This window comes from Gordonia cholesterolivorans (assembly GCF_039531975.1).
Classification (GTDB): domain Bacteria; phylum Actinomycetota; class Actinomycetes; order Mycobacteriales; family Mycobacteriaceae; genus Gordonia; species Gordonia sihwensis.
In genome coordinates this window covers 73,195-98,766 of the sequence record NZ_BAAARB010000007.1, presented here as the reverse complement: position 1 = coordinate 98,766, position 25,572 = coordinate 73,195, and the positions used below count along the sequence as shown (strand labels likewise).

26 protein-coding genes are annotated in these 25,572 nt (G+C 68.7%); 12 read left to right on the top strand and 14 right to left on the bottom strand.

Going from position 1 to position 25,572, the window contains the following annotated elements; translation table 11 throughout:
* The first annotated feature begins 8 nt into the window (after positions 1–8).
* Complete coding sequence (glpX, locus tag ABFX36_RS08640) at positions 9–995, top strand: class II fructose-bisphosphatase (RefSeq protein ID WP_006898025.1); 987 nt, start codon at positions 9–11, stop codon at positions 993–995.
* Positions 996–1,112: 117 nt separating this feature from the next.
* Here the strand turns inward: glpX and ABFX36_RS08635 are convergent, their stop codons facing one another.
* Both ABFX36_RS08635 and ABFX36_RS08630 read right to left on the bottom strand, forming a co-directional pair.
* Positions 1,113–1,811 carry an ABC transporter ATP-binding protein gene (locus ABFX36_RS08635; protein ID WP_222111268.1) on the bottom strand — a complete coding sequence of 233 codons (699 nt, stop codon included), beginning with the start codon at positions 1,809–1,811 and terminating at the stop codon, positions 1,113–1,115.
* Between the two features lie 41 nt (positions 1,812–1,852).
* Entirely contained in the window at positions 1,853–2,824 is a 972-nt protein-coding gene (locus ABFX36_RS08630) for an ABC transporter permease (RefSeq protein ID WP_045539652.1), read from the bottom strand.
* A 181-nt stretch (positions 2,825–3,005) separates the two neighbouring features.
* Here ABFX36_RS08630 and ABFX36_RS08625 point away from each other — a divergent pair, with 181 nt between their 5' ends.
* The 3 genes from ABFX36_RS08625 to ABFX36_RS08615 are packed head-to-tail and all read left to right on the top strand — an operon-like array spanning position 3,006 to position 5,546.
* Entirely contained in the window at positions 3,006–4,193 is a 1,188-nt protein-coding gene (locus ABFX36_RS08625) for a sensor histidine kinase (RefSeq protein WP_052692444.1), read from the top strand.
* Entirely contained in the window at positions 4,190–4,822 is a 633-nt protein-coding gene (locus ABFX36_RS08620) for a response regulator (RefSeq protein ID WP_006898029.1), read from the top strand. Before ABFX36_RS08625 ends, ABFX36_RS08620 begins: the two co-directional genes overlap by 4 nt.
* Positions 4,823–4,868: 46 nt before the next feature.
* Entirely contained in the window at positions 4,869–5,546 is a 678-nt protein-coding gene (locus ABFX36_RS08615; RefSeq protein WP_346075936.1) for a PIG-L deacetylase family protein, read from the top strand.
* A 90-nt stretch (positions 5,547–5,636) separates the two neighbouring features.
* On the opposite strand, the gene ABFX36_RS08610 is transcribed toward ABFX36_RS08615, so the two are convergent.
* Positions 5,637–6,500: a L,D-transpeptidase family protein gene (locus ABFX36_RS08610; RefSeq protein ID WP_346075934.1), complete on the bottom strand. Its 864-nt coding sequence runs from the start codon at positions 6,498–6,500 to the stop codon at positions 5,637–5,639.
* A 193-nt stretch (positions 6,501–6,693) separates the two neighbouring features.
* On the opposite strand from ABFX36_RS08610, the gene ABFX36_RS08605 reads away from it, so the two are divergent.
* Positions 6,694–7,293, top strand: a complete 600-nt coding sequence (locus ABFX36_RS08605) for a class I SAM-dependent methyltransferase (RefSeq protein ID WP_346075932.1) — start codon at positions 6,694–6,696, stop codon at positions 7,291–7,293.
* 96 nt (positions 7,294–7,389) lie between these two features.
* Complete coding sequence (locus tag ABFX36_RS08600; protein ID WP_346075930.1) at positions 7,390–8,220, top strand: hypothetical protein; 831 nt, start codon at positions 7,390–7,392, stop codon at positions 8,218–8,220.
* Positions 8,221–8,293: 73 nt separating this feature from the next.
* Here ABFX36_RS08600 and phoH2 read toward each other — a convergent pair whose 3' ends face one another.
* The 4 genes from phoH2 to ABFX36_RS08580 all read right to left on the bottom strand — a co-directional run bounded on the left by phoH2 (position 8,294) and on the right by ABFX36_RS08580 (position 13,646).
* Positions 8,294–9,598, bottom strand: a complete 1,305-nt coding sequence (phoH2, locus tag ABFX36_RS08595) for an RNA 5'-3' helicase PhoH2 (protein WP_006898034.1) — start codon at positions 9,596–9,598, stop codon at positions 8,294–8,296.
* 498 nt (positions 9,599–10,096) lie between these two features.
* Positions 10,097–10,966 carry an acyl-ACP desaturase gene (locus tag ABFX36_RS08590; RefSeq protein WP_045539657.1) on the bottom strand — a complete coding sequence of 290 codons (870 nt, stop codon included), beginning with the start codon at positions 10,964–10,966 and terminating at the stop codon, positions 10,097–10,099.
* An 89-nt stretch (positions 10,967–11,055) separates the two neighbouring features.
* Entirely contained in the window at positions 11,056–12,351 is a 1,296-nt protein-coding gene (gene glyA, locus ABFX36_RS08585; protein WP_006898036.1) for a serine hydroxymethyltransferase, read from the bottom strand.
* A gap of 68 nt (positions 12,352–12,419) precedes the next feature.
* Positions 12,420–13,646: a hypothetical protein gene (locus tag ABFX36_RS08580; RefSeq protein ID WP_062367136.1), complete on the bottom strand. Its 1,227-nt coding sequence runs from the start codon at positions 13,644–13,646 to the stop codon at positions 12,420–12,422.
* A 70-nt stretch (positions 13,647–13,716) separates the two neighbouring features.
* Here ABFX36_RS08580 and coaA point away from each other — a divergent pair, with 70 nt between their 5' ends.
* Positions 13,717–14,658, top strand: coding sequence for a type I pantothenate kinase (gene coaA / locus ABFX36_RS08575; RefSeq protein ID WP_006898038.1), 942 nt, complete (start codon positions 13,717–13,719; stop codon positions 14,656–14,658).
* Positions 14,659–14,686: 28 nt separating this feature from the next.
* Here coaA and ABFX36_RS08570 read toward each other — a convergent pair whose 3' ends face one another.
* Genes ABFX36_RS08570 through ABFX36_RS08560 form a run of 3 tightly spaced genes read right to left on the bottom strand, consistent with a single transcriptional unit; the run spans position 14,687 to position 16,737 of the window.
* The gene (locus ABFX36_RS08570; protein WP_062367179.1) at positions 14,687–15,172 is read right to left on the bottom strand and encodes an aminoacyl-tRNA deacylase; all 486 of its coding nucleotides are present in this window, start codon (positions 15,170–15,172) and stop codon (positions 14,687–14,689) included.
* Entirely contained in the window at positions 15,172–15,915 is a 744-nt protein-coding gene (locus tag ABFX36_RS08565) for an SDR family oxidoreductase (RefSeq protein WP_045537335.1), read from the bottom strand. Before ABFX36_RS08565 ends, ABFX36_RS08570 begins: the two co-directional genes overlap by 1 nt.
* Positions 15,916–15,954: 39 nt before the next feature.
* Positions 15,955–16,737, bottom strand: coding sequence for an isoprenyl transferase (locus ABFX36_RS08560; RefSeq protein WP_006898042.1), 783 nt, complete (start codon positions 16,735–16,737; stop codon positions 15,955–15,957).
* A gap of 60 nt (positions 16,738–16,797) precedes the next feature.
* Here ABFX36_RS08560 and trhA point away from each other — a divergent pair, with 60 nt between their 5' ends.
* The 3 genes from trhA (at position 16,798) to ABFX36_RS08545 (ending at position 19,530) form a co-directional block, all read left to right on the top strand.
* A complete protein-coding gene (gene trhA, locus ABFX36_RS08555; RefSeq protein ID WP_222111279.1) occupies positions 16,798–17,484 on the top strand; it encodes a PAQR family membrane homeostasis protein TrhA in 687 nt (228 codons plus the stop codon).
* A gap of 23 nt (positions 17,485–17,507) precedes the next feature.
* The gene (locus ABFX36_RS08550) at positions 17,508–18,008 is read left to right on the top strand and encodes a hypothetical protein (protein ID WP_346075925.1); all 501 of its coding nucleotides are present in this window, start codon (positions 17,508–17,510) and stop codon (positions 18,006–18,008) included.
* A gap of 70 nt (positions 18,009–18,078) precedes the next feature.
* A complete protein-coding gene (locus ABFX36_RS08545) occupies positions 18,079–19,530 on the top strand; it encodes a PepSY-associated TM helix domain-containing protein (protein ID WP_346075923.1) in 1,452 nt (483 codons plus the stop codon).
* Between the two features lie 106 nt (positions 19,531–19,636).
* Here the strand turns inward: ABFX36_RS08545 and ABFX36_RS08540 are convergent, their stop codons facing one another.
* From ABFX36_RS08540 to mca, 4 genes are all read right to left on the bottom strand, one after another.
* Positions 19,637–20,728: a 3-deoxy-7-phosphoheptulonate synthase gene (locus ABFX36_RS08540; protein WP_045537326.1), complete on the bottom strand. Its 1,092-nt coding sequence runs from the start codon at positions 20,726–20,728 to the stop codon at positions 19,637–19,639.
* Positions 20,729–20,999: 271 nt separating this feature from the next.
* Positions 21,000–23,036: a thioredoxin domain-containing protein gene (locus tag ABFX36_RS08535; protein WP_346075921.1), complete on the bottom strand. Its 2,037-nt coding sequence runs from the start codon at positions 23,034–23,036 to the stop codon at positions 21,000–21,002.
* Positions 22,996–23,361, bottom strand: coding sequence for a hypothetical protein (locus tag ABFX36_RS08530; protein WP_006898048.1), 366 nt, complete (start codon positions 23,359–23,361; stop codon positions 22,996–22,998). Before ABFX36_RS08530 ends, ABFX36_RS08535 begins: the two co-directional genes overlap by 41 nt.
* The gene (mca, locus tag ABFX36_RS08525) at positions 23,358–24,209 is read right to left on the bottom strand and encodes a mycothiol conjugate amidase Mca (RefSeq protein WP_045537340.1); all 852 of its coding nucleotides are present in this window, start codon (positions 24,207–24,209) and stop codon (positions 23,358–23,360) included. Before mca ends, ABFX36_RS08530 begins: the two co-directional genes overlap by 4 nt.
* A 79-nt stretch (positions 24,210–24,288) precedes the next feature.
* Here mca and ABFX36_RS08520 point away from each other — a divergent pair, with 79 nt between their 5' ends.
* Both ABFX36_RS08520 and ABFX36_RS08515 read left to right on the top strand, forming a co-directional pair.
* A complete protein-coding gene (locus ABFX36_RS08520) occupies positions 24,289–24,747 on the top strand; it encodes a DUF4307 domain-containing protein (protein ID WP_006898050.1) in 459 nt (152 codons plus the stop codon).
* On the top strand, positions 24,744–25,493 hold the full coding sequence (locus ABFX36_RS08515; protein ID WP_006898051.1) for a queuosine precursor transporter: 750 nt from the start codon (positions 24,744–24,746) through the stop codon (positions 25,491–25,493). The genes ABFX36_RS08520 and ABFX36_RS08515 overlap by 4 nt, the downstream gene beginning before the upstream one ends.
* Positions 25,494–25,572: the final 79 nt, after the last annotated feature.

Genomic DNA, 25,572 nt, shown 5'->3' with positions numbered 1-25,572 from the left:
GAGTCCGCATGACCAAGCAAGCACCCGACCGCAACCTGGCCATGGAACTGGTCCGTGTCACCGAGGCCGCGGCGCTGGCCGCTGGTCGGTGGGTCGGGCGCGGCGACAAGAACTCCGGCGACGGCGCCGCGGTCGACGCGATGCGCGAACTCCTCTCCACCGTGTCGATGCGCGGAACCGTCGTGATCGGCGAGGGCGAGAAGGATGAGGCCCCGATGCTGTACAACGGCGAGATCGTCGGCAACGGCGAGGGCCCCGAGGTGGACGTCGCCGTCGACCCGATCGACGGCACCACGCTGATGGCCGAGGGACGTCCGAACTCGATCGCCGTCATCGCGGTCTCCGAACGCGGCACCATGTACGACCCGTCGGCGGTGTTCTACATGAACAAGATCGCCGTCGGCCCGGCCGCCAAGGGCGCGATCGACATCAACCAGTCCACCGAGTGGAACATCAATTCGGTCGCCGCGGCCAAGGGCATCGACGTCGCCGACCTGACCGTCGTCGTCCTCGACCGTCCCCGCCACGCCGAGCTGATCCACGAGATCCGTGAGGCCGGCGCCAAGATCCGGCTGATCTCCGACGGCGACGTGGCCGGCGCCATCGCCGCCGCCGGCGATTACAGCACCGTCGACATGCTCATGGGCATCGGCGGCACCCCCGAAGGCATCATCAGCGCCGTCGCGATGAAGTGCATGGGCGGCGAGATCCAGGGCAAGCTGTGGCCCAAGGACGACGCCGAACGCCAGAAGGCCGTCGACGCGGGCCTGGACCCGGACATGGTCCTGACCAACGACATCCTGGTGCGCGGAGAGAACTCCTTCTTCTGCGCGACCGGCGTCACCAACGGCGACATGCTCCGCGGCGTCACCTACCGTCCCAACGGGGCCACCACCCGCTCGCTGGTCATGCGCTCCAAGTCGGGCACCATCCGGACCATCGAGGCGGTCCACCAGACGTCCAAGCTGCGCGAGTACGCGCGCCTGGACATCTGATCCCCGCGATCGACCCCCGCGATCGACTGACCCCGGCCTCGCACCGAGGACCGACGATGCCCCTCGACTCCATGAGTCGAGGGGCATCGGTGCGTTCGGTGGGGAACGGCAGCGGCGTCAGACCCCGACACCGGCCAGCAGGGCGCCGTCCTTCATCTCCAGCACTCCGTCCACCCCGGTCACCGTCTGCAGATCGTGCGTCACCAGCAGGGAGGCGATGCCGCGGTCTCGCGCCAGTTCGGTGAGCAGTTCGACGATCTGCGTTCCCCGCGTCGAGTCGAGCGCGGAGGTGGGTTCGTCGATCAGCAGCACCTGCGGTCCGTTCATCAGCGCCCGGGCGATGTTGACGCGCTGCCGCATTCCGCCCGAGAGCTGTCCGGGCCGGCGTCCGAACGCTCCGTCGAGCCCGACGGCCGAGAGGAGTTCGCGGGCCTGGGCGCGGTGCCGCGACGGCCGGCGACCGGCCACATGCGCCGCGAGCAGCAGTTGTTCCTCGGCGGTGAGTCCGGGTACCAGGTTGTCGTTCTGGAAGATCAGTCCGATCCGTTCGCGCCGGACGCGGGCCAGCGCCTCCGCGTCGAGGCCGTCGAGGCATCGGTCGCCGATCCGCACCGTCCCCGAGTCGGGCCGGATCAGTGCGCCGGCCACCGCGAGCACGCTCGACTTCCCGCATCCGGAGGGGCCGGTGAGCGCGACGGTGGTGCCCGGCTCCACGTGCAGGCTCACCCCGCGCACCGCGCGCACCACGCTGTCGCCGTCGGGGTAGGTCAGATCGATGTCGGTGAGTGTCAATCCCGTGTCAGTTGCAGATCCCATGTCAGTTCCCATCAGTAGTCATCGGTCGGATCGGAGAAGTATCAGCGGTTGAGGGCGACCAGCGGGTCCACCTTCACCAGGGGCCGCAGCGCCAGCGCCGCGCCCACCAGTCCCAGGACGGCCATGCCTGCGAGGACCGTCGCCCCGGCCGCCGGGTCGACGACCACCGGCGCCTTGCCCGACAGCAGCGAGGCGAAACCGACCGCCAGTGCCGCGCCGAGTGCCAGGCCGACCACCAGGACCGAACCGGCTTGGGCGAGGCCGTCGCGCAGCAGGTACCAGCGTCCCGCGCCCATCGCCCGGACCACCGCGAGCGAGCCGATGCGCTGACCGGTCCACACGGCGAAGAATCCGCAGACGACGACCGCCGAGATCACCACGAGCAGCCCCTGGATCAACAGCAGCGACATGTGTTCGGATGAGAAGCCCGGGACCAGGTCGGGCAGATCGGCGTGCGCCACCCGGACCAGGCCCGCCGGAGCCGCACTGTCGGAGTCGACGATCAGTGCGTTCACCGAATCGCGGTGCGTCACCTCGCGCCATTCGCCGACCGGCATGGAGATCACCTGCTGATGGGCGTACTGACCGACGTCGGCCACGCGGTCGACCCGCACCGTCGTGGATCCGAGCTGGATCGAGCCGCCGGGGACCACGCCCAGCGTCTTCGCGATGTCCGGCGACACCGCCACCTCGTGAACGTCGCCGCGGCCGAACACCGCGACCGTGGAGTTGGCTCCGTCATGGCTGGCACGCAGCGTCGCCACACCCAGTTCGGTGCCCTCACCGGCGGTGCGGGTGATCTCGCTGTCCGACAGCAGCGCGGGCTTGTCGCCGTCCTCCTGCACCAGCAACGCGGCTCCTGGGAGCTTCTCCACGGCCGACACCGACTGCTGGCGGAGCCCCTCGGTCAGCGCCGACAGCGCGACCACCATGAACGCGAGCAGTGTCACCACCCCGACGACGAGCGCGAACCGCCCTGCTGCAGCGCGGAACTCCCGCAATCCCAGATACATGCGTCCTCCTGTGAACAGCGGTGCGAAACCGCTCGACCAACGTGCTTCCAGCCTGTCGGGAACCGGGCGCCGGAACATCGTCTGGGCACCTCAGATCTGCATCCATCCGGCGGCGCGCGGGCATCCATCGAAAGTTGTAGACGACATGGTCGGTGGCGGCGGGGCGGTGATACTGGAGGCTATGACGCACGATCGACCGGCCGAGCGCTATGCGGAATGGGGCGGCCACATCCTGTTCCTGGCGCTTCTGCTCGCCGGAATGGCTCAAGCTCTGGCCGGCTCGGCGCCCATCGTGTTCGGCGGGGCCGCCGCGGTGATCGCCGGTGTCGCCGTCGTCGGCGGGTGGTACCTGCTCGGCGTGTGGTCGCACACGCGCGGCCGGGGCCTCGACACGGGCATCTGGGTGGTGATCCTCACCCTGCTGTGGGTCGCACTGGTGCTGCTCTCCCCCGGGTTCGTCTGGCTGGCCTTCGTCCTGGCCATGCTGTGCTGGTACTTCCTCGAACCGCCGGTCTCGGTGGTCGCCGAGGTGGTGATCGTGACGACGTCGATCGGCTCCACGCTGCTCCACAGTCCCGAGCTGATGGTCGGCGGCATCATCGGTCCGGCGTTCGGCATCGCCACCGCGGTCGCCGTGACTGAGATATTCCGTCGGATCATCGCGATGGTGGACGAGCGCGACGAGCTCGTCGCCGATCTCCTCGCAACCCGAGAACTTTTGGCCGCCAAGGAACGTCAGGCCGGGATCCTCGCCGAGCGGGAGCGCCTGGGCGGGGAGATCCACGACGGCACCGGGCAGAGCCTGGCGAGCATCGTGCTGCTGCTGCGCTCGGCCACCAACGATGAGACCCCGGGCGATCAGCGCGACGTCCAGGTCCGCACCGCGCTCGACACCGCACAGAAGGCGCTCACCGAGTCGCGCCGCTTCCTTCGCGGGCTCGACGGGCCGGACCTGCGCCCGGACGGCCTCACCGACGCCCTGCGCGAGGAGGTGGATCGGGTCTCACAGAGCGGGTTGCCGGCTGAACTGCGAGTGCACGGCGACAGCGTCGCGCTCCGGCCGGAGACCCGCAACACGCTGCTGAGAACGGCGCAGGAGGCGCTCACCAACGCCGCCCGCCACGCCCACGCGACCCGGGCCACCGTGACCCTGACCTATCTGCCCGACGAGGTGCATCTCGACGTCGTCGACGACGGAGTCGGCTTCCCGGCCAGCCGGCGACCCCCGCGCAGGTCCGACGGCTCGGGCTTCGGCCTGCGCGCCATGCAGAATCGGGTGTCGGAGGCGGGCGGGAGCGTCAGCGTCGAATCGGAGCCCGACGACGGCACCGTGATCCACGCCCGGCTCCCGATCGGAGGGCAACCGTGATCCGCATCATGCTGGTCGACGACCACCCCGTGGTCCGCGCAGGTCTGCGCGCCGTCCTGGGCGCCTCCCCCGATCTCGACGTGGTGGCCGAGGCCGGTACCGCCGACGAGGCGATCGCCCTCGCCGGCGAACTCTCCCTCGACGTCGTCCTGATGGATCTGCGCCTGCACGGGACCGAGACGCACGATGCGGACGGCGTCTACGCCACCCAATCGATCCGCCGGCTGGCCGATCCGCCTCAGGTACTGATCCTCACCACCTACGAATCCGATGCCGACATCGTCCGATCGGTCAGTGCCGGTGCCGTCGGCTACCTGCTCAAGGACGCCGCGCCCGAGACCCTGATCAGCGCCATCCGGTCGGCTGCCGCCGGCGAGACGGTCCTCGGCCCAGCGGTGGCGGCGCGGCTGCTGACCCGCGTCACCGACAGCAGGCCGGCGCTCACGGCACGAGAGCTCGAGATCGTGGAGCATCTCGACCTCGGCCTCAGCAACCGCGAGATCGCCAAGCGTCTGTTCATCTCGGAGGCCACCGTCAAGTCGCATCTGGTGCACATCTTCGACAAGCTCGGCGTCTCGAGCCGCAGCAAGGTGGTTGCCGTCGCACGTCAGCGCGGACTGATCGGCTGAGCGCACCCGCCGGACGGGATCGCCGGTTCCGCGTACCGTGACCCGCATGAGCCTCACCACGTTTCCCACGGACTGGTCCACCGCCCTCGTGCTCGTCGCACATCCCGACGACCCGGAGTACGGGATGGCCGCGGCCGTCGCGCGCTGGACATCCGAAGGCAGACGCGTGGTCTACGGCCTGGCGACCAGCGGAGAGGTCGGCATCGAGGGGATGGCCGCGGCCGAGGCCGGGCCGCTGCGAGAAGGTGAGCAGATCGCCTCGGCCGCCGTGGTCGGCGTCGACGAGGTGGAGTTCTGGGGCTTCCCGGACAGCGAGTTGCGCAACACTCCGGAGCTGCGCGCGAAGATCACCGAGGCGATCGAGCGCGTGTCGCCTGACGTCGTCCTGGCGACGTACGGCGGCCCCGAGTGGGCGCCGGGCTTCCCCAATCAGCGCGATCACATGGAGTTCGCGGCGGCGGTGGTCGACGCCTACGACGAGCTCGCCGACCCGCCCTCGGGATTGTTCTGGAACGGCCCGCACCCGACGCACGCGGTGGACGTGACGGGCTTCGTCGAGGCGGCGGTCGAGTCGCTGTCGTGCCACCGCGTGTACCTCGAGGTGCTCGATCCGTCGACACCGGTGGCCGATCAGGCCCGCAATCAGGTGGAGTCGTTCACCGCCGCGATCGACGGGTTCGACGCCGCGCACGCCACGGGTTTCGAACAGGTCCGGCCCCGCTGAACTGGCCTGTGGTGCCCCCGAGACAAGCGCCGGGGCCGCACGCGTCGTCGCATGCGGCCCCGGGTCCAACCGATGTGGCTTGGGTGCGTGTCAGCGCATCGCGCCGCTGAGCAGGTTCGGGATCAGCGTGGCGAGATTGCCCAGGACTCCGCCGATGAGATCGGCACCGGGCATCTTCTGCTCGGCCGGAGCCTCCTTCGGCGCGTTGACGTTGACGCCGATGGTGATCTTCGGGTTCTTGGCCGGGTCGAGCCACTTGAGGATCTCGACCATCTTGTCGCGGTCGATCGCGACGCAGCCCTGCGTCGGTTCGCCGTTGGTCACGTGCAGGAAGATCGCCGACGCGTCGCCCGGTGTGTTGGTCGGGTTGTGGTTGATGTTGACCGCGTAGTCGTACACCGGTCCGCTGTTGTACAGGTTCTCGCTGTCGCCGCCCGGGCTGGTGGCCGACTTGACGTGCGTGTTGTAGGTCGGCGACTTCTCGTTGGAGTCCCACCAGTCCTGCGTGGTCGCCTGGAAGTACGGCATCTTGGTCCCGGGATTCGCCTGGCGACCGAAGGCCTGGTCGAGTCCGAACGTGCCCTCCGGAGTCCGGTACACGTTGTCCTGCGCCTTGCCCATGCCCTTCTCGCCGAGGAAGGCCTTGGTCGGGCCGATGACCGGCTTCCACTGACCTGCCGCATCCTTCTCGAACGCGGTCAGCGTCGCGGTCTGCGACGACGCCACCGGCGCCGTCACGACGATCATCTGGCTCGTCTCCTGCGCGCCGGGCACGGCGGGGGCACCCGGTTCCTTCATCCCCTTGAGCAGGTTGTCGATCAACGTCGTGATGCTGTCGGATCCGGTCTGCGGAGACCCTGTCTGCGGCGCGGTCTGCGGGACCGCGGACGCCTGTCCGGCACCCACGACGAGTGCTCCGAGGAGCGCAGTAAGCGCAAACCCCACCTGCAACATTCGCCTCATCAGTAACTTCAGCACCATGCCAGTGTGCCAGTCGTTCGCTCGTGGCTGCCACACCTGGAGACCATCGTCACCTTTCCGCAACTGTTCTGTGAGCTGCCTGCGGAGGGTTCGCCGACGGCGTCCGCACCGAGGCCCGGCCCCACATCCATGCCGCTGACCTGTGGCTCCGGCTACCGTGGAGGCCATGACCCCTGCTCCCCGATGGATCACCGACACCGCGCCCGGCCACAGTGAGTGGTACATCCAGCGATTCCGTGAGATGGCGGCGAACGGCGACGATCTGTTCGGGGAGGGTCGACTCATCGATGCGATGGTCGCCCGCTCGGCGCGGGTCCTGGATGCCGGTTGCGGACCCGGCCGGGTCGGCGGCTACCTGCACGGCGTCGGTCACCGGGTCACCGGCGTCGACGTCGATCCGAAGCTCATCGAGGCAGCGCAGACCGACTACCGCGGCCCCCGCTGGCGCGTCGCCGATCTCGCCGAACTCGATCTCCGCCGGCCGGACGGAACGCGCGAGCAGTTCGACGCAATCGTCTGCGCGGGCAATGTGCTGGCCTTCGTGGCGCCGAACACCGAGGCGGTCGTGCTGCAGCGCTTGTCCGACCATCTGCTGCCGGACGGCTTCGTCGCCGTCGGGTTCCATACGGCGAAACTGGCGGTGGAGACCTTCGACGCCGCCCTGACCGAGACCGACCTGTCGCTCGACCTCCGGCTGTCGACCTGGGACGTCCGCCCGTGGCACGACGACGCCGACTTCGCCGTGTCGATTCTGCGGCGCGCATGAGGTTGACGCCTGTAGACGAGGAGCAATCGATCCACACTCGCGCTCCCTCGCGGAGGAAACCCGGAATGCAGTTCCCGAAGTGCGCATCATCTGCGCATGAACGCGATCAGATCCGGGGTGTACCCGTACCGAGAGATCGAACGGATGATCGGCCGCGCCCGCTTGAACGACCTGATCCGGCGCGGCCACGCCGAACAGCTCCGTCGGGGCTGGTACCGAATCGGCGAGGCGCGCAGTGACGACGTCGCCGCGGTCCGCCGCGGCGGTGTAGTGAGTTGCATGTCGGCCCTCAGACGCCACGGCGTCTGGGTTCCCGCCGACGACCGGCTCCACGTCCGCGGCAACTCGTGGGCGGTGCAGCACCTTCGAGGACCGTTCTGCAGGCAGTTCGGGCGGCCCGTTCCGGAGGCCGGCGCAGTCGACGACCTCCCGACCGCACTGCGACACGCGGCTCGCTGCCTCGATGCGGAGGGATTTGTGGTCGTCTGCGATTCGGTGCTGAACCTGCGACTGATGCACATCGAGGAGCTCGAGTACCTGTTCCGCGACGCTCCGAAGTCCGTCCGACTGCTGATCGATGAGTGCGATCCGAACGCCGAGTCCGGCCCGGAGTCGATGGCTCGCCGACGACTGCGCACTCACCGCGTCCCCGTGCGAACGCAGGTGAGGATCGACGGAGTCGGCCGGGTCGACCTCCTCATCGGCGACTACCTGATCATCGAGATCGACGGCTGGGAGATCCACGGCGACCGGCCGCACTTCCAGTCCGACCGGACGCGCGACGCGACCGCCTTCGACCTCGGCTATCACACGCTCCGCTTCACCTACGACGACATCGTCTTCCGATGGACGGCAACCCTCGCGAAGATCATCCGGGCCGTCCGCAACGGCACTCACATGCGTCCGGCGCAGCGCGCACAGCATTGACCGCTCACGCGTGTCGCCCGAACTTCTCGGCCGGAAGCCGCCGAATCGGTCAATGCTGTGCGCGAGCCCGGAGTCACACCCCGGCGCCCGGCGCGAACTCCTCCAGCATGTCGGTCACCAGCGCGGCGATCGGCGACCGCTCGCTCCTGGTGAGGGTCACGTGTGCGAACAGCGGATGGCCCTTGAGCTTCTCGATCACCGCGGCGACGCCGTCATGGCGGCCGACCCGCAGGTTGTCGCGCTGCGCGACATCGTGCGTCAGCACCACGCGCGACCCCGACCCGAGCCGCGAGAGCACCGTGAGCAGCACGTTGCGCTCGAGCGACTGCGCTTCGTCGACGATCACGAAGGAATCGTGCAGCGACCGTCCGCGGATGTGCGTCAGCGGCAGAACTTCGAGCATGCCCCGCGACAGGACCTCGTCGACCACCTCGGTCGACACCAGTCCCTCCAGCGTGTCGAAGACGGCCTGCGCCCACGGACCCATCTTCTCGGCCTCGCCTCCGGGCAGGTAGCCCAGTTGCTGACCGCCGACCGCGTACAGCGGGCGGAAGACGACCACTTTGCGCTGAGTGCGACGCTCGAGCACCGCCTCCAGACCCGCACACAGGGCCAGCGCCGACTTGCCGGTGCCGGCCTTGCCGCCCAGGGAGACGATCCCGACGGACTCGTCGAGCAGCAGGTCGAGCGCCACGCGCTGTTCCGCCGAGCGGCCGCGCAGGCCGAACGCCTCGCGGTCGCCGCGGACGAGCTGTACCTGTTTGGTCTCGGTGACGCGGCCCAGCGCACTCTGCCCGTTGCCGACCATCCGCACGCCCGTGTGGCAGGGCAGTTCCCGCGCCTCGTCGAGATCGATCAGCCCGTCGGCGAACAGGGCGTCGATCGCCGTGTCGGCGACGTCGATCTCGTCCATTCCGGTCCATCCCGAGACCACCACGTCCTGGGCGTGGTACTCGTCGGCGGCGAGGCCGACCGCGCCCGCCTTGACGCGCAGCGGGGTGTCCTTCGAGACCAGCGTGACGTCGCGGCCCTCCGCACGCAGATTGAGCGCGCAGGCAAGGATCCGCGAGTCGTTCGTGTCGTTGCGGAAACCGGCGGGCAGGACTGTCGGGTCGGTGTGGTTGAGCTCCACCTGCACGGTTCCGCCCTCGTCGCCGATCGAGATCGGCAGATCGAGACGTTCGTGTCTGACTCGCAGGTCGTCGAGCAGGCGAAGTGCCTGACGCGCGAACCAGCCGAGTTCGCTGTGGTGGCGTTTGCCCTCGAGTTCGCTGATGACGACCAGCGGGAGCACTACGTGATGCTCCGCGAAGCGGGTCACCGCCCACGGGTCGGACAGCAGGACGGAGGTATCGAGGACGTAGGTGCGAACGGTCACGTCGGACTCCTAGTCGCCCGTGCAGCCCCGCACGGAACGAGTTTGTCTGAGCAGCCGGTCGGCTCGTGCCTGCTCGATCTCCACCTGCCGGCGGTCAACCGAAGTCGGCGAGAGCCGGGGCCGGCCCTCTCGTGACACCTGTGTCGTTCACGAATCGAACCTCCCGAACGAACCGCTTCCCCGCGGCCCGTTAAGGCCCAACGTACGCTGCGTCACATCTCCGAGTGGCCAAGCGCAGTCGGCGCGTCGGTGAAGGTTGAGTTACCGAACGACGACGCCGAGCGATCTCTCGTCACACCACCGATCAGCGGCAACTTCAGCACCACGACAGCGGTCGACGGGCGTCGCACCCGTCGACCGGTCACCAATGGTGGATCGACCGCCGCCGGGAGGTGCGGGGCGGTTCGCCGCGCGACGCCTTACGGACGCGGGTGTCTGTGAATCGGCTCGGGCCGGGAACGACGATCTCCCGGACCCGATTCCGGGGCCTGCAGGGAGTCAGTGCCCGGCAGCCTTCGCGAGAATCCGGGCACGCGCGGCCTCGGCCTCGGCGCTGAGCTCCTGAAGGCTCTCCAGCTTGAGCTCCGAGGCCAGCTTCGCCGCGATCGCGGCGTCGGTCGAGACGTCCTCGAAGTCCGAGATGAAATCGCGCTGCGCGTCGAAGTCGGCGATGTCGGAACCGATGTGCTCGATCCCGGCGAGCGCCTTATCGACGGCCAGGACGGTGGCCTCCTGGTCCGCTACCACGCCCGCCATCAGGAAGGCCTGGAACGTAGCGGCCTGCACGGCGTCGTCGGTCTGGATCTTGGTCAGGATCTGAGTCAGGTTCTCGTCGTCGACGTAGCCCAGCAGCTTCTCGATGAACGTGACGCACTGGTTCTCGTGCACCGCGAGCAGAGCCAGGACGTCCATCGGTCCGAGGTTCTCGATGGCCTCGGGCGACTGCCGCCAGCCGGCGACCACATGGATGCGACGACGGTTCTCGGCCTCCACCGGATCCACCGCCCGGGTCACCACCAGGTAGTCGCGCAGGACGATCGAGTGACGATTGTCCTCGGCGGTCCACACGCCGACCAGCTGTCGCCAATCGGAGAACGCGGGGAAGTGCATCGCGAGGACGCGATGGAACGAGGGCAGATTGTCCTTGGTGAGCAGCAGCGCCTGGAGTCCGGCCGCGGCGGTCTCGGGCAGCGTGGAATCGGACGGCACGTAGTCGTCACCGCCCAGGAAGGCGAAGTTGCGGCCCAGGTCCCAGGGGATCCAATCCGACGGCGTCCACGAGATGGCACCTTCGGCGTGCTCCTCCGCGATCTCCGGGAGCGCCTTCTCCAGCGCGTTGATCAACTCGTCATTGCTCAGTACAGCCACGACACCCACCCTAAACGACGGATGGCCCCCACCGAAACCAGGCGACGCCGGCCGCTACGGGACCGGCGTCGCCTGGATTTCGGCTCGGATCAGGCCTGCGCGCTCATCAGACCCCAGTCCTCGAGGCCCTCGTACAGAGGCAGATCGAGAGCGAGCTTGCTGACGCGTGCACGAAGGGCCGAGACGTCGGCGCCCTTGCCCGCGGCGAGCGCGGTGCCGATGATGTCGGCGACCTCGGTGAACTCGGCGTCGCCGAATCCGCGGGTCGCGAGCGCCGGAGTGCCGATGCGCAGCCCGGAGGTCACCATCGGCGGGCGGGGGTCGAACGGCACGGCATTGCGGTTGACCGTGATGCCGACCTCGTGCAGCAGATCCTCGGCCTGCTGGCCGTCGAGGTCGGAGTTGCGCAGATCCACCAGCACGAGGTGGACGTCGGTGCCGCCGGTCAGGACCGAGACGCCGGCCTTGGTCACGTCGTCGGCCGTCAGGCGCTCGGCGAGGATCTTGGCGCCCGACAGGGTGCGCCGCTGGCGCTCGGCGAACTCCTCGCTCGCGGCGATCTTCAGCGCGACGGCCTTGGCCGCGATGACGTGCATCAGCGGTCCGCCCTGCTGGCCGGGGAACACCGCGGAGTTGAGCTTCTTGGCCCACTCCTGCTTGGCGAGGATCATGCCCGAGCGCGGACCGCCGAGAGTCTTGTGGACGGTGGTGGAGACGACGTCGGCGTGCGGCACCGGGCTCGGGTGCAGCCCGGCCGCGACCAGACCGGCGAAGTGCGCCATGTCGACCCAGAGGTGCGCGCCGACCTCGTCCGCGATCTCGCGGAACGCGGCGAAGTCGAGGGTGCGCGGGTACGCCGACCATCCGGCGACGATCACCTTCGGACGGGTGTCGAGCGCGATCTTGCGCACCTCGTCCATGTCGACGCGGAAGTCCTCTTTGCTGACGCCGTAGAAGGCGTTCTCGTAGAGCTTGCCGGAGAAGTTGAGCCGCATGCCGTGGGTCAGGTGGCCCCCGTGCGCCAGATCGAGTCCGAGGAGCGTCTCCCCCGGTTCCATGAGAGCCTGCAGCACCGCGGCATTCGCCTGCGCACCCGCGTGCGGCTGGACGTTGGCGAAATCGGCGCCGAAGAGAGCCTTGGCGCGGTCGCGGGCGATGTCCTCGATCACGTCCACGTGTTCGCAGCCGCCGTAGTAGCGGCGTCCCGGGTAGCCCTCGGCGTACTTGTTGGTCAGCACGCTGCCCTGCGCCTGCAGGACGGCCCGGGGAACGAAGTTCTCCGACGCGATCATCTCCAGGGTGTCGCGCTGACGCGACAACTCGCCGTTCATGGCGGCGGCTACATCGGGATCCAGGTCGGCAAGGGACTGCGAAAACAGGCTCATGGCGCCCGATTCTACCTGCGTGTCTCCGCTCTCCACCGCGTCGGGTTCACGGGCGAACCGGCGGCCCGCTACGCGGCGAGTTCCCTGCGCAGCGACGCCGGGATCAGCGGCTCGTCCAGCAGTCGGCCGAACCGTGCCAGACGTTCCGGACCCGAGGGGCCGGCCCGATCGAGCCAGGTCTCGAGCAAGGCGTAGCCCTCGACGTAGGTGGAGATGTACGCGCGCCAGAGCGGCGAGGTGAGGAACCGGAGCATCTGGCGGGCCCGGTCGGGAGCCACGAGCAGCCAGCGCTGGAGGAAGGCAGCGACATCGTCGATGTCGTCGCCGCGATCGTGCAGCGCCAGGGCCGCGTCCTGACGCACCCGGATCAGACCGGCGGCCGCGGCACCGACCGCGCGCGCCCGCTCGGGGTCGAAACGCAGCCCGAAGTCGGCGTAGATCTCCGCGGCCCACTCGTGCCACCCGGTGCCCTTGGCCGCCGCGAGCGCGTGGTCGGCGAGCCCCTCGGCCATCAGGCACTGGGGCGTGTTGACCAGGAACACGGTGTGTTCGAGTTGTCCCGATCCGACCAGACCCTGTTCCTTGCGGCAGTGCTCGGTGTGGTGTCCCGGGTAGGCCTCGTGAGCGATCAGCCCCGGCAATGAGGACATGTACTGCGGAAGGTCGGTGTTCACCGCGACCTTGGAACGGTAACCGCCCAGGTAGTAGTTGAAGCCCGACCACGGTTTGTCGCCGACCACTTCGAACTCGACGGTCTCCGCATCCGGCAGCGGGAAGGCGGTGCGCACCGTCTCGCGCAGACTGCCCGAGAACTCCGCGATCAGTTGCGCCACCGCGGCGGCGGGGATCTCGTCGGCCCGACGGTAGGCGGCGTACGCCTCGCGGAGCCGGTCGCCGGTCGCCCCCGGCACCCCGAGCGCCTCGGCCATCCCGGCGTGGGCCTCGCGGTAGACGGCCTCGTCGCCGGGCTCGATCCGGACGTCGAAGTACGCCTGGACCTCGTCGACGAACCCGACCTCCTCGCCCGCGAACTTGCGGGCCGAGCACTCGAGTGCACGCAAGTGGGCCCCGACGAACTCGGCCCGTTCGGCGGGCAGACCGGCCGGCAACTCGCGCTGCAGCGCGCGGGCGCGGTCCGCCAGCTCGGCCGGGTGCGGCGCGGGCGCGTTCTCGACCTCCACGCGCAATGCGGGATCGCCGGTGTAGGCGTCGACGAATCCCTCTTCGAGGCGGTCGAACGCCAGCCCCAGCCGCAGGTACTCGGTCACCGGATCCGCGGACATGCCACCTGTCATGTGACCAACGCTACCGGCGACGCCCGGCTATCGTCTCCGCGACATCGGCGTCCCTGTAGCCTTACCCTCCATGGCGCGTCTATCCCACGACCGCGACCCCGGCCTGTACCTGGAACTCGACCGCAAGCAGTGGCGTGAGCTGCGGCAGTCGATGCCCATGGTGCTGAACGAGTCTGAACTCGACAAACTCGTCGGCCTCGGTGAGCAAGTCGATCTCAACGAGGTCGCTGAGGTCTACCTTCCGCTGTCCCGTCTGATCCACCTGCAGGTGGAGGCCAGACAGCGACTGTTCGCGGCGACGTCGACCTTCCTCGGCGAACGTCAGCGGAATCGACAGGTGCCCTTCGTGATCGGCATCGCCGGTTCGGTGGCCGTCGGCAAGTCGACCACCGCCCGCGTCCTGGCGACGCTGCTGTCGCGGTGGGAGACCCACCCGAAGGTCGACCTCGTCACCACCGACGGATTCCTACTGCCGACGGCGGAGTTGGAGCGGCGGGGCATCATGCACCGCAAGGGCTTTCCCGAGTCGTACGACCGCCGCGCGCTGCTGCGCTTCGTGACCGAGGTGAAGTCGGGCACACCCGAGGTCACGGCACCGGTCTACGACCACGTCAGTTACGACATCGTGCCCGGCGTGGTGCACTCGGTGCGCCAGCCCGACATCCTGATCGTCGAGGGCCTCAACGTCCTCCAGACCGGTCCCACCCTGACCGTCTCGGATCTGTTCGACTTCTCGATCTACGTCGACGCGAAGACCTCCGACATCGAGAAGTGGTACATCTCCCGATTCCTGCAGATGCGCACCGGTTCGTTCGCCGACCCCGAGTCGCATTTCCACTACTACTCGTCGCTGACCGACGAGCAGGCGACGATCGCGGCGCGCGATATCTGGACCTCCATCAACCGCCCGAACCTGATCGAGAACATCCTGCCGACGCGACCGCGGGCCACCCTCGTGCTGCGCAAAGACGGCAACCACGCGATCAACCGGGTGCGGCTGCGCAAACTCTGACGCCGGCCCGATGCCGACGAGCGCGGCCTCAGGCCGTGATCGGCGCGATCTCCGCGTTCGTCGCGGTCACCAGGTCGGCGGGCGCCAGCCGGATCTCCAGGCCGCGGCGGCCCCCGCTGCACAGCACCGAATCCCATTGCAGCGCAGACTCGTCGACGACGGTCCGCAGCGCGGTCTTCTGGCCCAGCGGCGACACACCGCCGAGGACGTAGCCGGTGGAGCGGGTCACTCTCGCCGCCTGCGCCATCTCCGCCTTCGGCGCTCCGAACGCCTTGGCCACCGCCTTCAACGACAGTTTCTCCGGCACCGGCAGGATCGCCACACCGAGTTCGCCGCCGAGGTCCACCACCAGGGTCTTGAGGATCTGCGCGGCGTCGACGCCGAGGGTCGACACCGTGACGGCGACCGCCTCGTCGCCGTAGTCGCCGCGTCGGCGGTCGTGTTTGTACCGGTGGACCTCGAAGGGCAGGCCCGCGCGCTCCAGCGCCGCGATGGCCGGCGTCGCCGCTGCCATCAGCGCCTCGCCAGCCACTGATCGAAAGTCGTCTCGGTGATCGCATCCGGGTGGTCCGGGACCAGTCCGCCCGAGCGCAGACCGGGTCCGCCGTAGTTGACGCCGAACACGAATCTCGGCGAACCCTTCTGCGCGGCTATCGCTTTGGCGGCGTCGGCCAGATCCATGACGGCCGGTCCGGCCACCGTCACACGGGCCGGTCGCGCAGTGTCCAGCACGACGTCGGCGAACACCTCGGCCACATCCTCGACCGCCGCGGGACGGCTGAGCATCCGGGGTGCTGCACCGATCGGACCGAAGGTGAGCATCGAGAGGAACTTCTGCGCCAGTGAGTACCACTGCGTCGACAGCACCGCGGTGGCCGTGCCGCCGAGGGTCTCGGCGTACACCGTCTCCTGCTCCGCCTTGCCGCGGTAGTGCCCCATCTTCCTGTTGACGACCGGGTCGGACGCACCGTAGATCGACAGGAACACCACTGCCGCGCCCGCAGCCTCCGCGGCGATCGAGATGTTCCGGGCCACGGCACCGAAGAATCGCACGGACTCGTCGGCGCTTCGGGACAGCAGGCTGGTGGCGTCGACCACGACATCGGCGCCCTCGCACGCCTGCGCCAGGCCCGAACCGGTGACCGCGTCCACGCCGGTCGCCCGATGCGCTCGGGTCACCTGCGCACCGCGGCGTTGCAGTATCTCGCTGAGCACCGAACCGAACTCTCCGCTGGCGCCGACGACGGTGACTCGCATGTTCTCAGCCCTCTCGTGGATTCTCGCCGCCGATCGACCTCATTTGCCGAAGCGGCGGTTACGTGCCGTGTAGTCCCGCAAGGCGCGCAGGAAGTCGACGCGCCGGAACTCAGGCCAGTAGGCGTCGGTGAACCAGATCTCCGAGTACGCGGACTGCCAGAGCAGAAATCCGCTGAGGCGCTGCTCGCCCGAAGTCCGGATCACCAGGTCTGGATCGGGCGTCCCACTGGTGTAGAGGTGGGAGTCGATGCCCTCGACGGTCACCGCGTCCACCAGTTCCTCGGACGACGCGCCCGCCGCCAGGGCCTCGATCAGCAATTGCTGTACCGCGTCGACGATCTCCTGCCGTCCGCCGTAGCCGACGGCCACGTTCACGGTCATGTCGGCCGCGCCCTCGGTGCGATCGGACGCCTCGCGCAGCCGTTGGGCGACCGCGGTCGGGAGCTGATCGAGGTTTCCGACGATCCGGACGCGCCAGTCGGCGTCGACGTCGGAGATCTCGTCCACGATGTCGGGGACTATCTCCATGAGCGCATCGAGCTCGTCCGAGTCGCGCGTGAGGTTCTCGGTCGAGAGCAGGTAGATGGTGACCGCTTCGATGCCCAGTTCCGAGCACCACCCGAGCATGTCGGCGATGCGCTGTGCACCCACCCGGTGCCCGTGGCTGACGTCCTCGAAGCCGGCTTCCCGCGCCCACCGCCGGTTGCCGTCGCAGATGATCGCCACGTGCCGCGGAATGCGCTCGGGATCCATCAGCTGTACAAGCCGATGCTCGTAGACGCGCAGCATGCCTCCGCGTAGCCGGTCTGGGAGCAGTTTCACAGCCGTGATCCTACTCCGCCGGTAAGTTACCGGAGCGAAACTTACGGTACCGTAGGTTTCATGACGGACTCCTCGACGCCTACCAGGCCCGCAGACCCCGCAGCCGGGGTCAAGCCCGTGCTGCGCGGAGTCATCCACACGTACGCCGCCTTCGTCGCGGCGGCCGTCGGCGTCGTGCTGATCGTCGGCACGGCGATGCACCGGAGCGCCCCCGCGGTGGTGGCAGTGGTCGTGTACGTGATCACCATCTGCGGGCTGTTCGGCACCAGCAGCGTGTACCACCGGATCGACTGGCGGAACCCCAGGGCGAGGATCGCCATGAAACGCGCCGACCATTCGATGATCTTCGTCTTCATCGCCGGCACCTACAGCCCGTTCTGCGTGATGGGTCTCGATTCGCCGACACGCTGGTGGGTGCTGGGCGTCGTGTGGGCCGGCGCCGTCGCCGGAGTGGCTCTCAAGATGATCTGGCCCGCCTCGCCGCGCTGGCTGGGAGTGGTGCTCTACATCGTGCTCGGGTGGGTGATCATCGCAGTCTCGCCGATGCTGGTCCACAACACCGGCGTCGCGGTCATCGTGCTGCTCGCCGTCGGCGGCGTGTTCTACAGCCTCGGCGGCGTTCTCTACGCCCTGCGCTGGCCCGAACCCTGGCCCGGAGTATTCGGCCATCACGAGGTGTTCCACGCCTGTACCGCCATCGCAGCGACCCTGCACTACATCGCCGTCTGGCTGGTGGTGATCGGCTGAGGCCGCCGGGCTAATCTGAGCGGGTGAACACGCCGATCCGCCTCTCGCGCCTGCGTGGCGCAGTGGTCGGCGGAACGTCCGCCGTCACCGGCGCGCTCGCCCACGCGACCGCGCAGGGCATGCTCCCCGAGACGTCGGTACTTCTGATGGTCGGAGCGGCCGCGGTGGCCGTGGGCATCGGCGTCCGCGCCGCGCCCAGCGTTCGGGCGCTGCCCGCACTCGTGGCCGGCCAGGCACTGGTCCACCTGCTGCTCGTGCTCACCTCGGGTCATCACCACGACCTGTTCACCGCGCCGATGGCCGTCATGCACACCGCGGGCACCATAGCCGCACTGCTGCTGCTGTGCGGAGCCGAGATCCTGGTGCGGGCCGTCTCTGCGCTCGCCGTTCGCGCGAGCAGTCTGCGGCTGCGGCCCCGGACCGGCTACGCCGCCGTCGTCGTTCCCGCTCCCCCGCAAGCCGCACCGGCCGCGCTCGTCTTCCTCGGCGCCGTCGGACGCCGAGGCCCGCCCTTTTCGGTCTAGCAACCCACGTCATCACATCGCGTGCCGTCGACGGCGCGCGATGACTTCTGCTTGACCGAAAGGCACACCGTTGTCCACCACTCTGTCTTCGGCGACCCCGGAAACACCGGACTCGCCGCCGAGACCCGCATCCACCCGCGCGACCCTCATCCGCCTCGTTCAGCGACTGCACTTCTACGCCGGCGTGCTGATCGCTCCGTTCCTGCTCATCGCCGCCGTCACCGGCGCTCTCTACGCCGTCTCCCCGTCGGCCGAGCAGTTGATCTACCGGCACCAACTGCACACGGACTCGTCCGGTCCGGCCAAGTCGGTCGCCGAGCAGGTCCGCGCCGCCCAGGCCGTACGCCCCGATCTCCAGGTCACGGCGGTGCAGCCAGCCACCGAACCCGGTGCCACCACCCGTGTGCTCTTCTCCGACCCGTCGCTCGGCGAGTCGGAGCGACTCGCCGTCTTCATCGACCCGGTGACCGGTGAGTCGCTCGGCCAGCTCGCGTCGTACGGGTCGTCCGGCGCGCTCCCGGTCCGTACGTGGATCGACCAACTCCACCGCAGTCTGCACCTCGGCGAACCGGGCAGGATGTACTCCGAGCTGGCCGCGTCGTGGCTGTGGGTCGTCGCGCTCGGCGGTCTGGTCATGTGGGCGGTCCAGGTCCGCAAGCGCCGCCGTGCGACCGGCAGTGGTTCCATGCTGCGCGGCCTTCCCCGCATGCGCGGCCGAGGCCGAACCATCAGCAGACACGGCGTCATCGGCACCTGGATCGCCGTGGCGCTGCTGTTCCTGTCGGCCACCGGCCTCACCTGGTCGACCTACGCGGGCGAACACGTCACCGAGCTGCGGTCGGCGCTGAATTGGACCACTCCGACCGTCGACTCGTCCCTCACCGGCACACCGCAGGCCGCCGGAGGCGAGCACGCCGATCATCAGATGAGCGGATCGGGCTCCATGTCCGGTGCCATGCCCTCGGCCGACGAGGTCGCGGGAATCGACGGCGCCATCGCTATCGCGCGCGCCAACGGCATCGGCGGGCCGGTGGAGGTGACGATCCCCGACAACGCCTCGACAGCCTTCGTCGTGGCCCAGAATCGCGTCCCGTGGCGGATGTCGACCAGCTCCATCGCCGTCGATCCGTCGCGCGACGCCGTGGTCGACGTCAACGACTTCTCCGACTGGCCGCTGGCCGCCAAGTTGTCCGCGTGGGGCATCCAGCTGCACATGGGGCTGCTGTTCGGCCTGGCCAATCAGCTCCTGCTGTTCGCGGTGATGATCGCGCTCATCGTCGCGATCGTGCTCGGCTACCGGTCGTGGTGGCAGCGGCGGTCGCGCACCCGCCGGATCGGTGCGCCCCCGGCACGTGGCGCGTTGCGGGAGCTCCCGTTGCCCCTCACGCTCGCGATCGCGGTGGCAGCGGTGGCCATCGGTTGGTTCATCCCGCTGCTCGGCTGGCCACTGCTGGCATTCCTGGTGGTCGACACAGTGATCGGCGCCGTCCGCACGCGCGGTCTCGAATCAGCCGCCAAGTAGGCTGATTCTCCGTCTACCCGGAACGGGCGAAAGGCGACGAGGCATGGCGCGCCCGTACCCCGCTCCGGGTAGTCGCCGCTGAGGGTAGGGGTGCCGCTCGGCACCCCTACCGCGCGGCGCGCGCCAACCGGGCGAGCACTTCGGCCGACGCGTCCCACCCCATGCACTTGTCGGTGACCGACTGCCCGTACACCAGGTCGCCGCCGAGCGACTGCGCTCCCGGCACCAGGAAGCTCTCCAGCATCACACCCGAGAGCACCTGGTCCTCGCCCGCACGACGAGCCTCGGCGAACATCTCCGCGACCTCCACCGCGACCTCCGCCTGCCGCTCGTGATCCTTGCCCGAGTTCGCATGAGAGCAGTCGACCATCACCTTCGGTGACAGACCGGCCTCCGCGAGAGTCTGAACCGCGGAGTCCACCGAAGCCGCGTCGTAATTCGGGCCGGGCGTGCCACCGCGCAGGATGATGTGGCAGTCCTCGTTGCCCGAGGTGTGGACAACGGCGCCGCGACCGAAGTCGTCGACCCCGAAGAAGACGTGTTCGGCCGCCGCGGCCTTGACGCCGTCGATCGCGACCTGGACGTTGCCGTCGGTCCCGTTCTTGAAACCGACCGGCATCGACAGTCCCGACACCAGCTGGCGATGCACCTGCGATTCGGTGGTGCGGGCGCCGATCGCGCCCCAGGCGACGGTGTCCGCGATGTACTGCGGGCTGGTCGGCTCGAGGAATTCGCAGCCCACCGGCAGTCCCAGATCGATGACGTCGAGCAGCAGCGCGCGGGCCGTCCGCAGTCCGCGCTCGACGTCGAACGATCCGTCCATCCCGGGATCGTTGATCAGTCCCTTCCATCCCACGGTGGTGCGCGGCTTCTCGAAGTACACGCGCATCACGATCTTCAGCGCGTCGCGGTACTGCTCGGCGAGCGGCGCGAGGCGACGGGCGTAGTCGAGCGCGGCGACCGGATCGTGGACCGAGCAGGGCCCCACCACCACGATCATCCGATCGTCGTGGCCGGCGAGGATCGCCGCGATCTCCTCCCGATCGCGCTGCACGGCTTCGGCGCGACGCGCGGTCAGCGGAAGCTCACTGCGGAGAGCCTCCGGAGACGGGATCGGCGAGAACGCCGTCACCCGCCGGTCGGAGGTGGACGAACTCTGCCCACTGTCGGTGGTTGCGGCGTCGGTGGTGGTAGTCAAGGAAATGCCTTTCAGGTGTCATCCGCGAATCGGGCTGGTCCGCCGCTTCCGGATTCACGCCTGAGGCGCTCTGAGATACTCCCGAAACGACGAGAGCAGCGACCATCAGGTCACTGCTCAGGCTCCGGGAAGGTTGATGCGTGCGCGCGTTATCGCTTCATCTCGGCCCCACCCGGAGCCTTGATAAAGAAACGCCAATAGCGTGCGGACTGCATCACGCGACCGAGGCTAGCACAACCGCTTCCCCGGCCGCCAAATCGGCGGTCGGGGGTCACGGGATCGCGGCCAGCACGGTCTCCGCGTCGACGGCGGGCAGATCGCAGACGGTTCCGCGGCACACGTAGGCGGCGTCCAACCCGCCGACCGGTCCTCGATCCTCCAACAGCGGCAGCGAATCCCGTTCGCCGGCGACCACCACCACGCCGCCCGGCACGCCGCGCCGGATCTGCGCGGCGAGTTCGCCCGCGCTGTCGGCGGACTGAGCCACCGCCACCTGGACGGGCCCGGCCACTCGCGCGATCGCCACCGAAAGCCAATGCCCGGCCGAGCGCGGCGCCTTGGCGAGAATGAGTCCCGAGCGGCTCAGGGTCGCGTCGAGCAGTTCCCCGTAGCGTGCGGCATCGTCGACGGAGGGGACGAGAGTCGACGCCAGAAGCAACGCCTCGGCGGCCAGCGAGGCACCCGCCGGGGTGGCCCCGTCCACCGGATCGCGCGGACGGAGCAGCAGGCCGGTCGGATGGGCGTCGTACCAGGCGCCGAACGAATCCGGGTCGGCGAAGACCTCGATCATCTTCTCGATGACCGCCGACGCCGTTGTGCGCCAGCCGATCTCACCAGTCACCTGGTGCAGCGTCAGCAGCGCCGTCGCGAAGGCCGCGTAGTCGTCGAGACCGCCGAGGGGCGCCGCCGGCGTCCCGTCGAGCGACGACCGTCGCAACTCGTCCCCGACCAAGTGCACCTCGGCGAGGACCCGCGCGCATTCGGCGGCTCGCGCCACCCACCGCGGTCTTGCCAGCGCGGCGCCGGCCTCGGCCAAAGCCGTCACCGTCATCGCGTTCCACGCGGTCACCACCTTGTCGTCCCGGTCGGGCTGCGGTCGCCGGTCCCGTGCGGCGCGCAGACGCGACCGCACCGAGGCGTAACGGATCCGGTCGCCCGGGTCGCGGAGCAACTGCAGCGTGGAAGCCCCCTGCTCGAACGTCCCCCGATCGGTCACGGTGAACAGCGCCGCGGCCCACGCGCCGTCGTCGGGTCCGAGCACGTCGATGAGTTCGCCGGGGCGCCAGACGTAGGTGAGCCCTTCGACGCCTTCGGTGTCGGCATCGAGCGACGAGGCGAATCCCGACCCGGTCCACAGGTGCTCGTCGAGGAAGTCGGCGGTCTCCTCCGCCACCCGCAGCGCCAGCGCGTCACCGCGCCTCGCTAGATGGGCGTACGCGCGCAACAGCAGAGCGTTGTCGTAGAGCATCTTCTCGAAGTGCGGAACCACCCAGTCTGCGTCGACGGCATAGCGGGCGAAACCGCCCGCTAGCTGGTCGTATATGCCTCCGCGCGCCATCGCGTGGGCGGTGCGCGTGGCCACGGCACCTGCTTCGCCGAGACCCAGCAGTTCGTCGGCGCGCAACAGTGCTTCCAGCAGGGCGGTGGGCGGGAACTTCGGCGCACCGCCGAATCCGGACGAGCGCGGATCCTCGTCGGAACAGATCGCGCGGACCGCGTCGGCGAGCAGTTGTGCGTCCGGCGGCGGCCCGGTCGGCAGTGAGGCCGCGTTGGCGCGCAGGTGTTCTGCGATCTTGGTTCCTGCGACGATCACCTCGTCGCGCCGGTGATCCCAGGTCCGAGTGATCGCGTCCATCACCTCGGAGAATCCGGGCTGCCCGTTGCGGGGTGTGGGTGGAAAGTAGGTGCCGCAGTAGAACGGATCGGCGTCGGGTGTCAGGAAGCAGGTCATCGGCCACCCGCCCTGGCCGGTCATCGCGACCGTCGCGGCCATGTAGATCGCGTCGATGTCGGGACGTTCTTCTCGGTCCACCTTGATGCAGACGAAGTCCCGGTTCATCTGCGCGGCCAGCGTCTCGTTCTCGAAGGTCTGGTGCGCCATCACGTGACACCAGTGGCACGCGGCATACCCCACCGACAGCAGCACCGGGACGTCGCGGCGGCGCGCCTCGTCGAAGGCCTCCTCACCCCACTCCTGCCAGTGAACCGGGTTGGCGGCGTGCTGGCGCAGATAGGGGCTCGACGATTCACCGAGCCGATTACGAGCGCTATCCGCGGTCTGTGGATCCTCCACTGTTCTGGCCTCCATTGTCGTGGCCCGTGTTGTTCCGGTGTCCGTCACCGGCGCCGTTCTCGGCCTCGGCCGGTGTCGTCGACTCGGGTAGCCCGGCCGGGTCGTCGACTCGGTCGGTGCCGTCGTCGAAGGCCTGGTCCGGTGCAGGATTGTCGGCGTCGAAACTCTCGGGCAGCTTCTTGAGCTGCTTGTTCATCGACCGGATCAGCAAGAAGACGGCGATCAGCAGCAGGATGATGATCAGCAGGCCGATCGGCGACGCCTTGCCGAATTCCGGGCCTTTCGCCGGCTCGTCGGCCAGTAGCATCACCGCGTCAGAGGACAGGGACAGGACGTTCATTGCTGCTCAATTCCGGCGAAGAGATCGTTCTCCGGGAGGTCTGTGTGCACCCGGGTCTGCGCCAGCTCGAATTCTTCGGTCGGCCACAGTCGCTGCTGCCATTCCAGCGGGACAGCGAAGAAGAAGCCGTTGGGGTCGATCTGCGTCGCGTGTGCGCGGAGTGCGTCGTCGCGCTGCACGAAGTAGTCGCTGCACTCCACCTGGGTGGTGACGCGGCCCATCATGTCGCCTTGGTTACGGCGCCACTTGCTGAGCCATTCCTTGAACGGGTTCTCCTGACCGGCCTTCTCGAACTCGTCCGAGAACGCGAGGATCCGATCGCGGATGAAACCGTGCGTGTAATAGAGCTTGAGCGGCGTCCACGGATCGCCGGCCTCGGGGAACTGTTCCGGATCACCGGACGAGTCCCACGCCGCCATCGACACCTCGTGGCACTTGATGTGATCGGGATGCGGGTAGCCGCCGTTCTCGTCGTAGGTGATGATCACGTGCGGACGAAACTCGCGGATCACCTTCACCAGGCGCTCGTTGGCCTCCTCGAGCGGTACCAGCGCGAAGCATCCCTCCGGCAGCGGAGGCAGCGGGTCGCCCTCGGGCAGACCCGAGTCGACGAAGCCGAGCCACCGGTGCTGCACGCCGAGCGCCTTGGCCGCGGCAGCCATCTCGTCACGCCGGATCTGTGTGATGTTGTCCATCACTCCCGGGCGGTCCATCGCCGGGTTCAGGATGTCGCCGCGCTCCCCGCCGGTGAGGGTGACGACCATCACCTCGTGCCCCTGCGCTGCGTATTTGGCCAGAGTCGCCGCCGCTTTGCTCGACTCGTCGTCGGGATGTGCGTGCACAGCCATGAGCCGCAGCCCGTTCGCGCGTTCGGTCACGCTTCCTCACCTTCGCTTAGCTCCTACCCAACATGGTAGGTATTGACGCGTGAGCACATCAGACGGGGGCGCCGACCAGCAGAAGCCGCGCAGTGGCCCGCGGGCGACCTATCCGGCAGATCGGTCGCGGAGCAGCAAGCGCCGCTGGTTCTACGGGCTCGCCGTGCTCGTCGTCGTCGCGGGTGTCGGGATCGCATACCTCGGTTTCCGTCAGTTCGGCGATCCGGACGTCTCTGGACAGGCGACGGGTTACGAGCTCCTCTCGTCCGACCGCGTCGCCGTTCAGTACACCGTCAACCGCAACAGCCCGGACGACGCCGTCGTCTGCATCGTCCGCGCGCGCGCCAAGGACGGCGCCGAAGTGGGCCGCCGCGAGGTGCTGGTCCCCGCGGGCACCGAGGTGCAGGTCGGCGCCCGCACCGAGGTCGCGACGTCTCGGCCGCCGGTGATCGGCGAGGTGTTCGGCTGCACGCTCAACGTACCCCCCTACCTCTCCCCGAACGCATGACGCACGCCGGGAAGGCGGTCTTCGCCAAACTCGCCAGTCCGTACTACCCGGCGCTGACGGCGCTGTTCGTCGGCATCATGCTGATCAGCAACATCGCCGCCACCAAGGCCGTCGTCCTGTTCGACGACTGGCTGCACTTCGACCTCGGCCCTCTTCACGTCAACGGCCTGGTGACCGACGGGGCCTTCTTCCTGTTCCCGCTGAGCTACGTCATCGGCGACGTCATCAGCGAGGTCTACGGGTTCCGCGCGATGCGCCGGACCATCGCCTCCGGTTTCGCTGTGATCGTCCTCGCGTCCCTGTGCTTCTGGGTGGCGATCGAACTGCCCGCCGCAGACTTCTACGACGGCCAGTCCGGGTTCGAGTCGGTCCTCGGCACGGTTCCGCGGATCGTCGCCGCCGGGCTCGCCGGTTACGTCGTCGGCGAGCTGCTGAATTCCTTCGTGCTCGTGAAGATGAAAGAGCGGGCCGGGGAGCGGCACCTGTGGGCCCGGCTGATCGGGTCCACCGTGGTCGGCGAGTTCTTCGACACGCTCGTGTTCTGTTCCATTGCCGCCACGGCGATCGGAATCAGCACGTGGTCGGACTTCATCAACTACGTCGTCATCGGTTTCGTGTGGAAGACGCTGGTGGAAGTGGTTGTCATGCCGATCACGTACGCCGTGGTCCGCTACCTCAAGCGGGCCGAGCCGAGCTATGCCGAAGCGCTCGCCGATGTTAGCCGAGTCACCTCGGATGTGCCTTAGAACACAGGCGCTGCTATCATTGGCTGTGCACGGCTCCGCGAGGGGCCGTGTTGCTGCATTTAGAGCAGTCCAAGCGGTC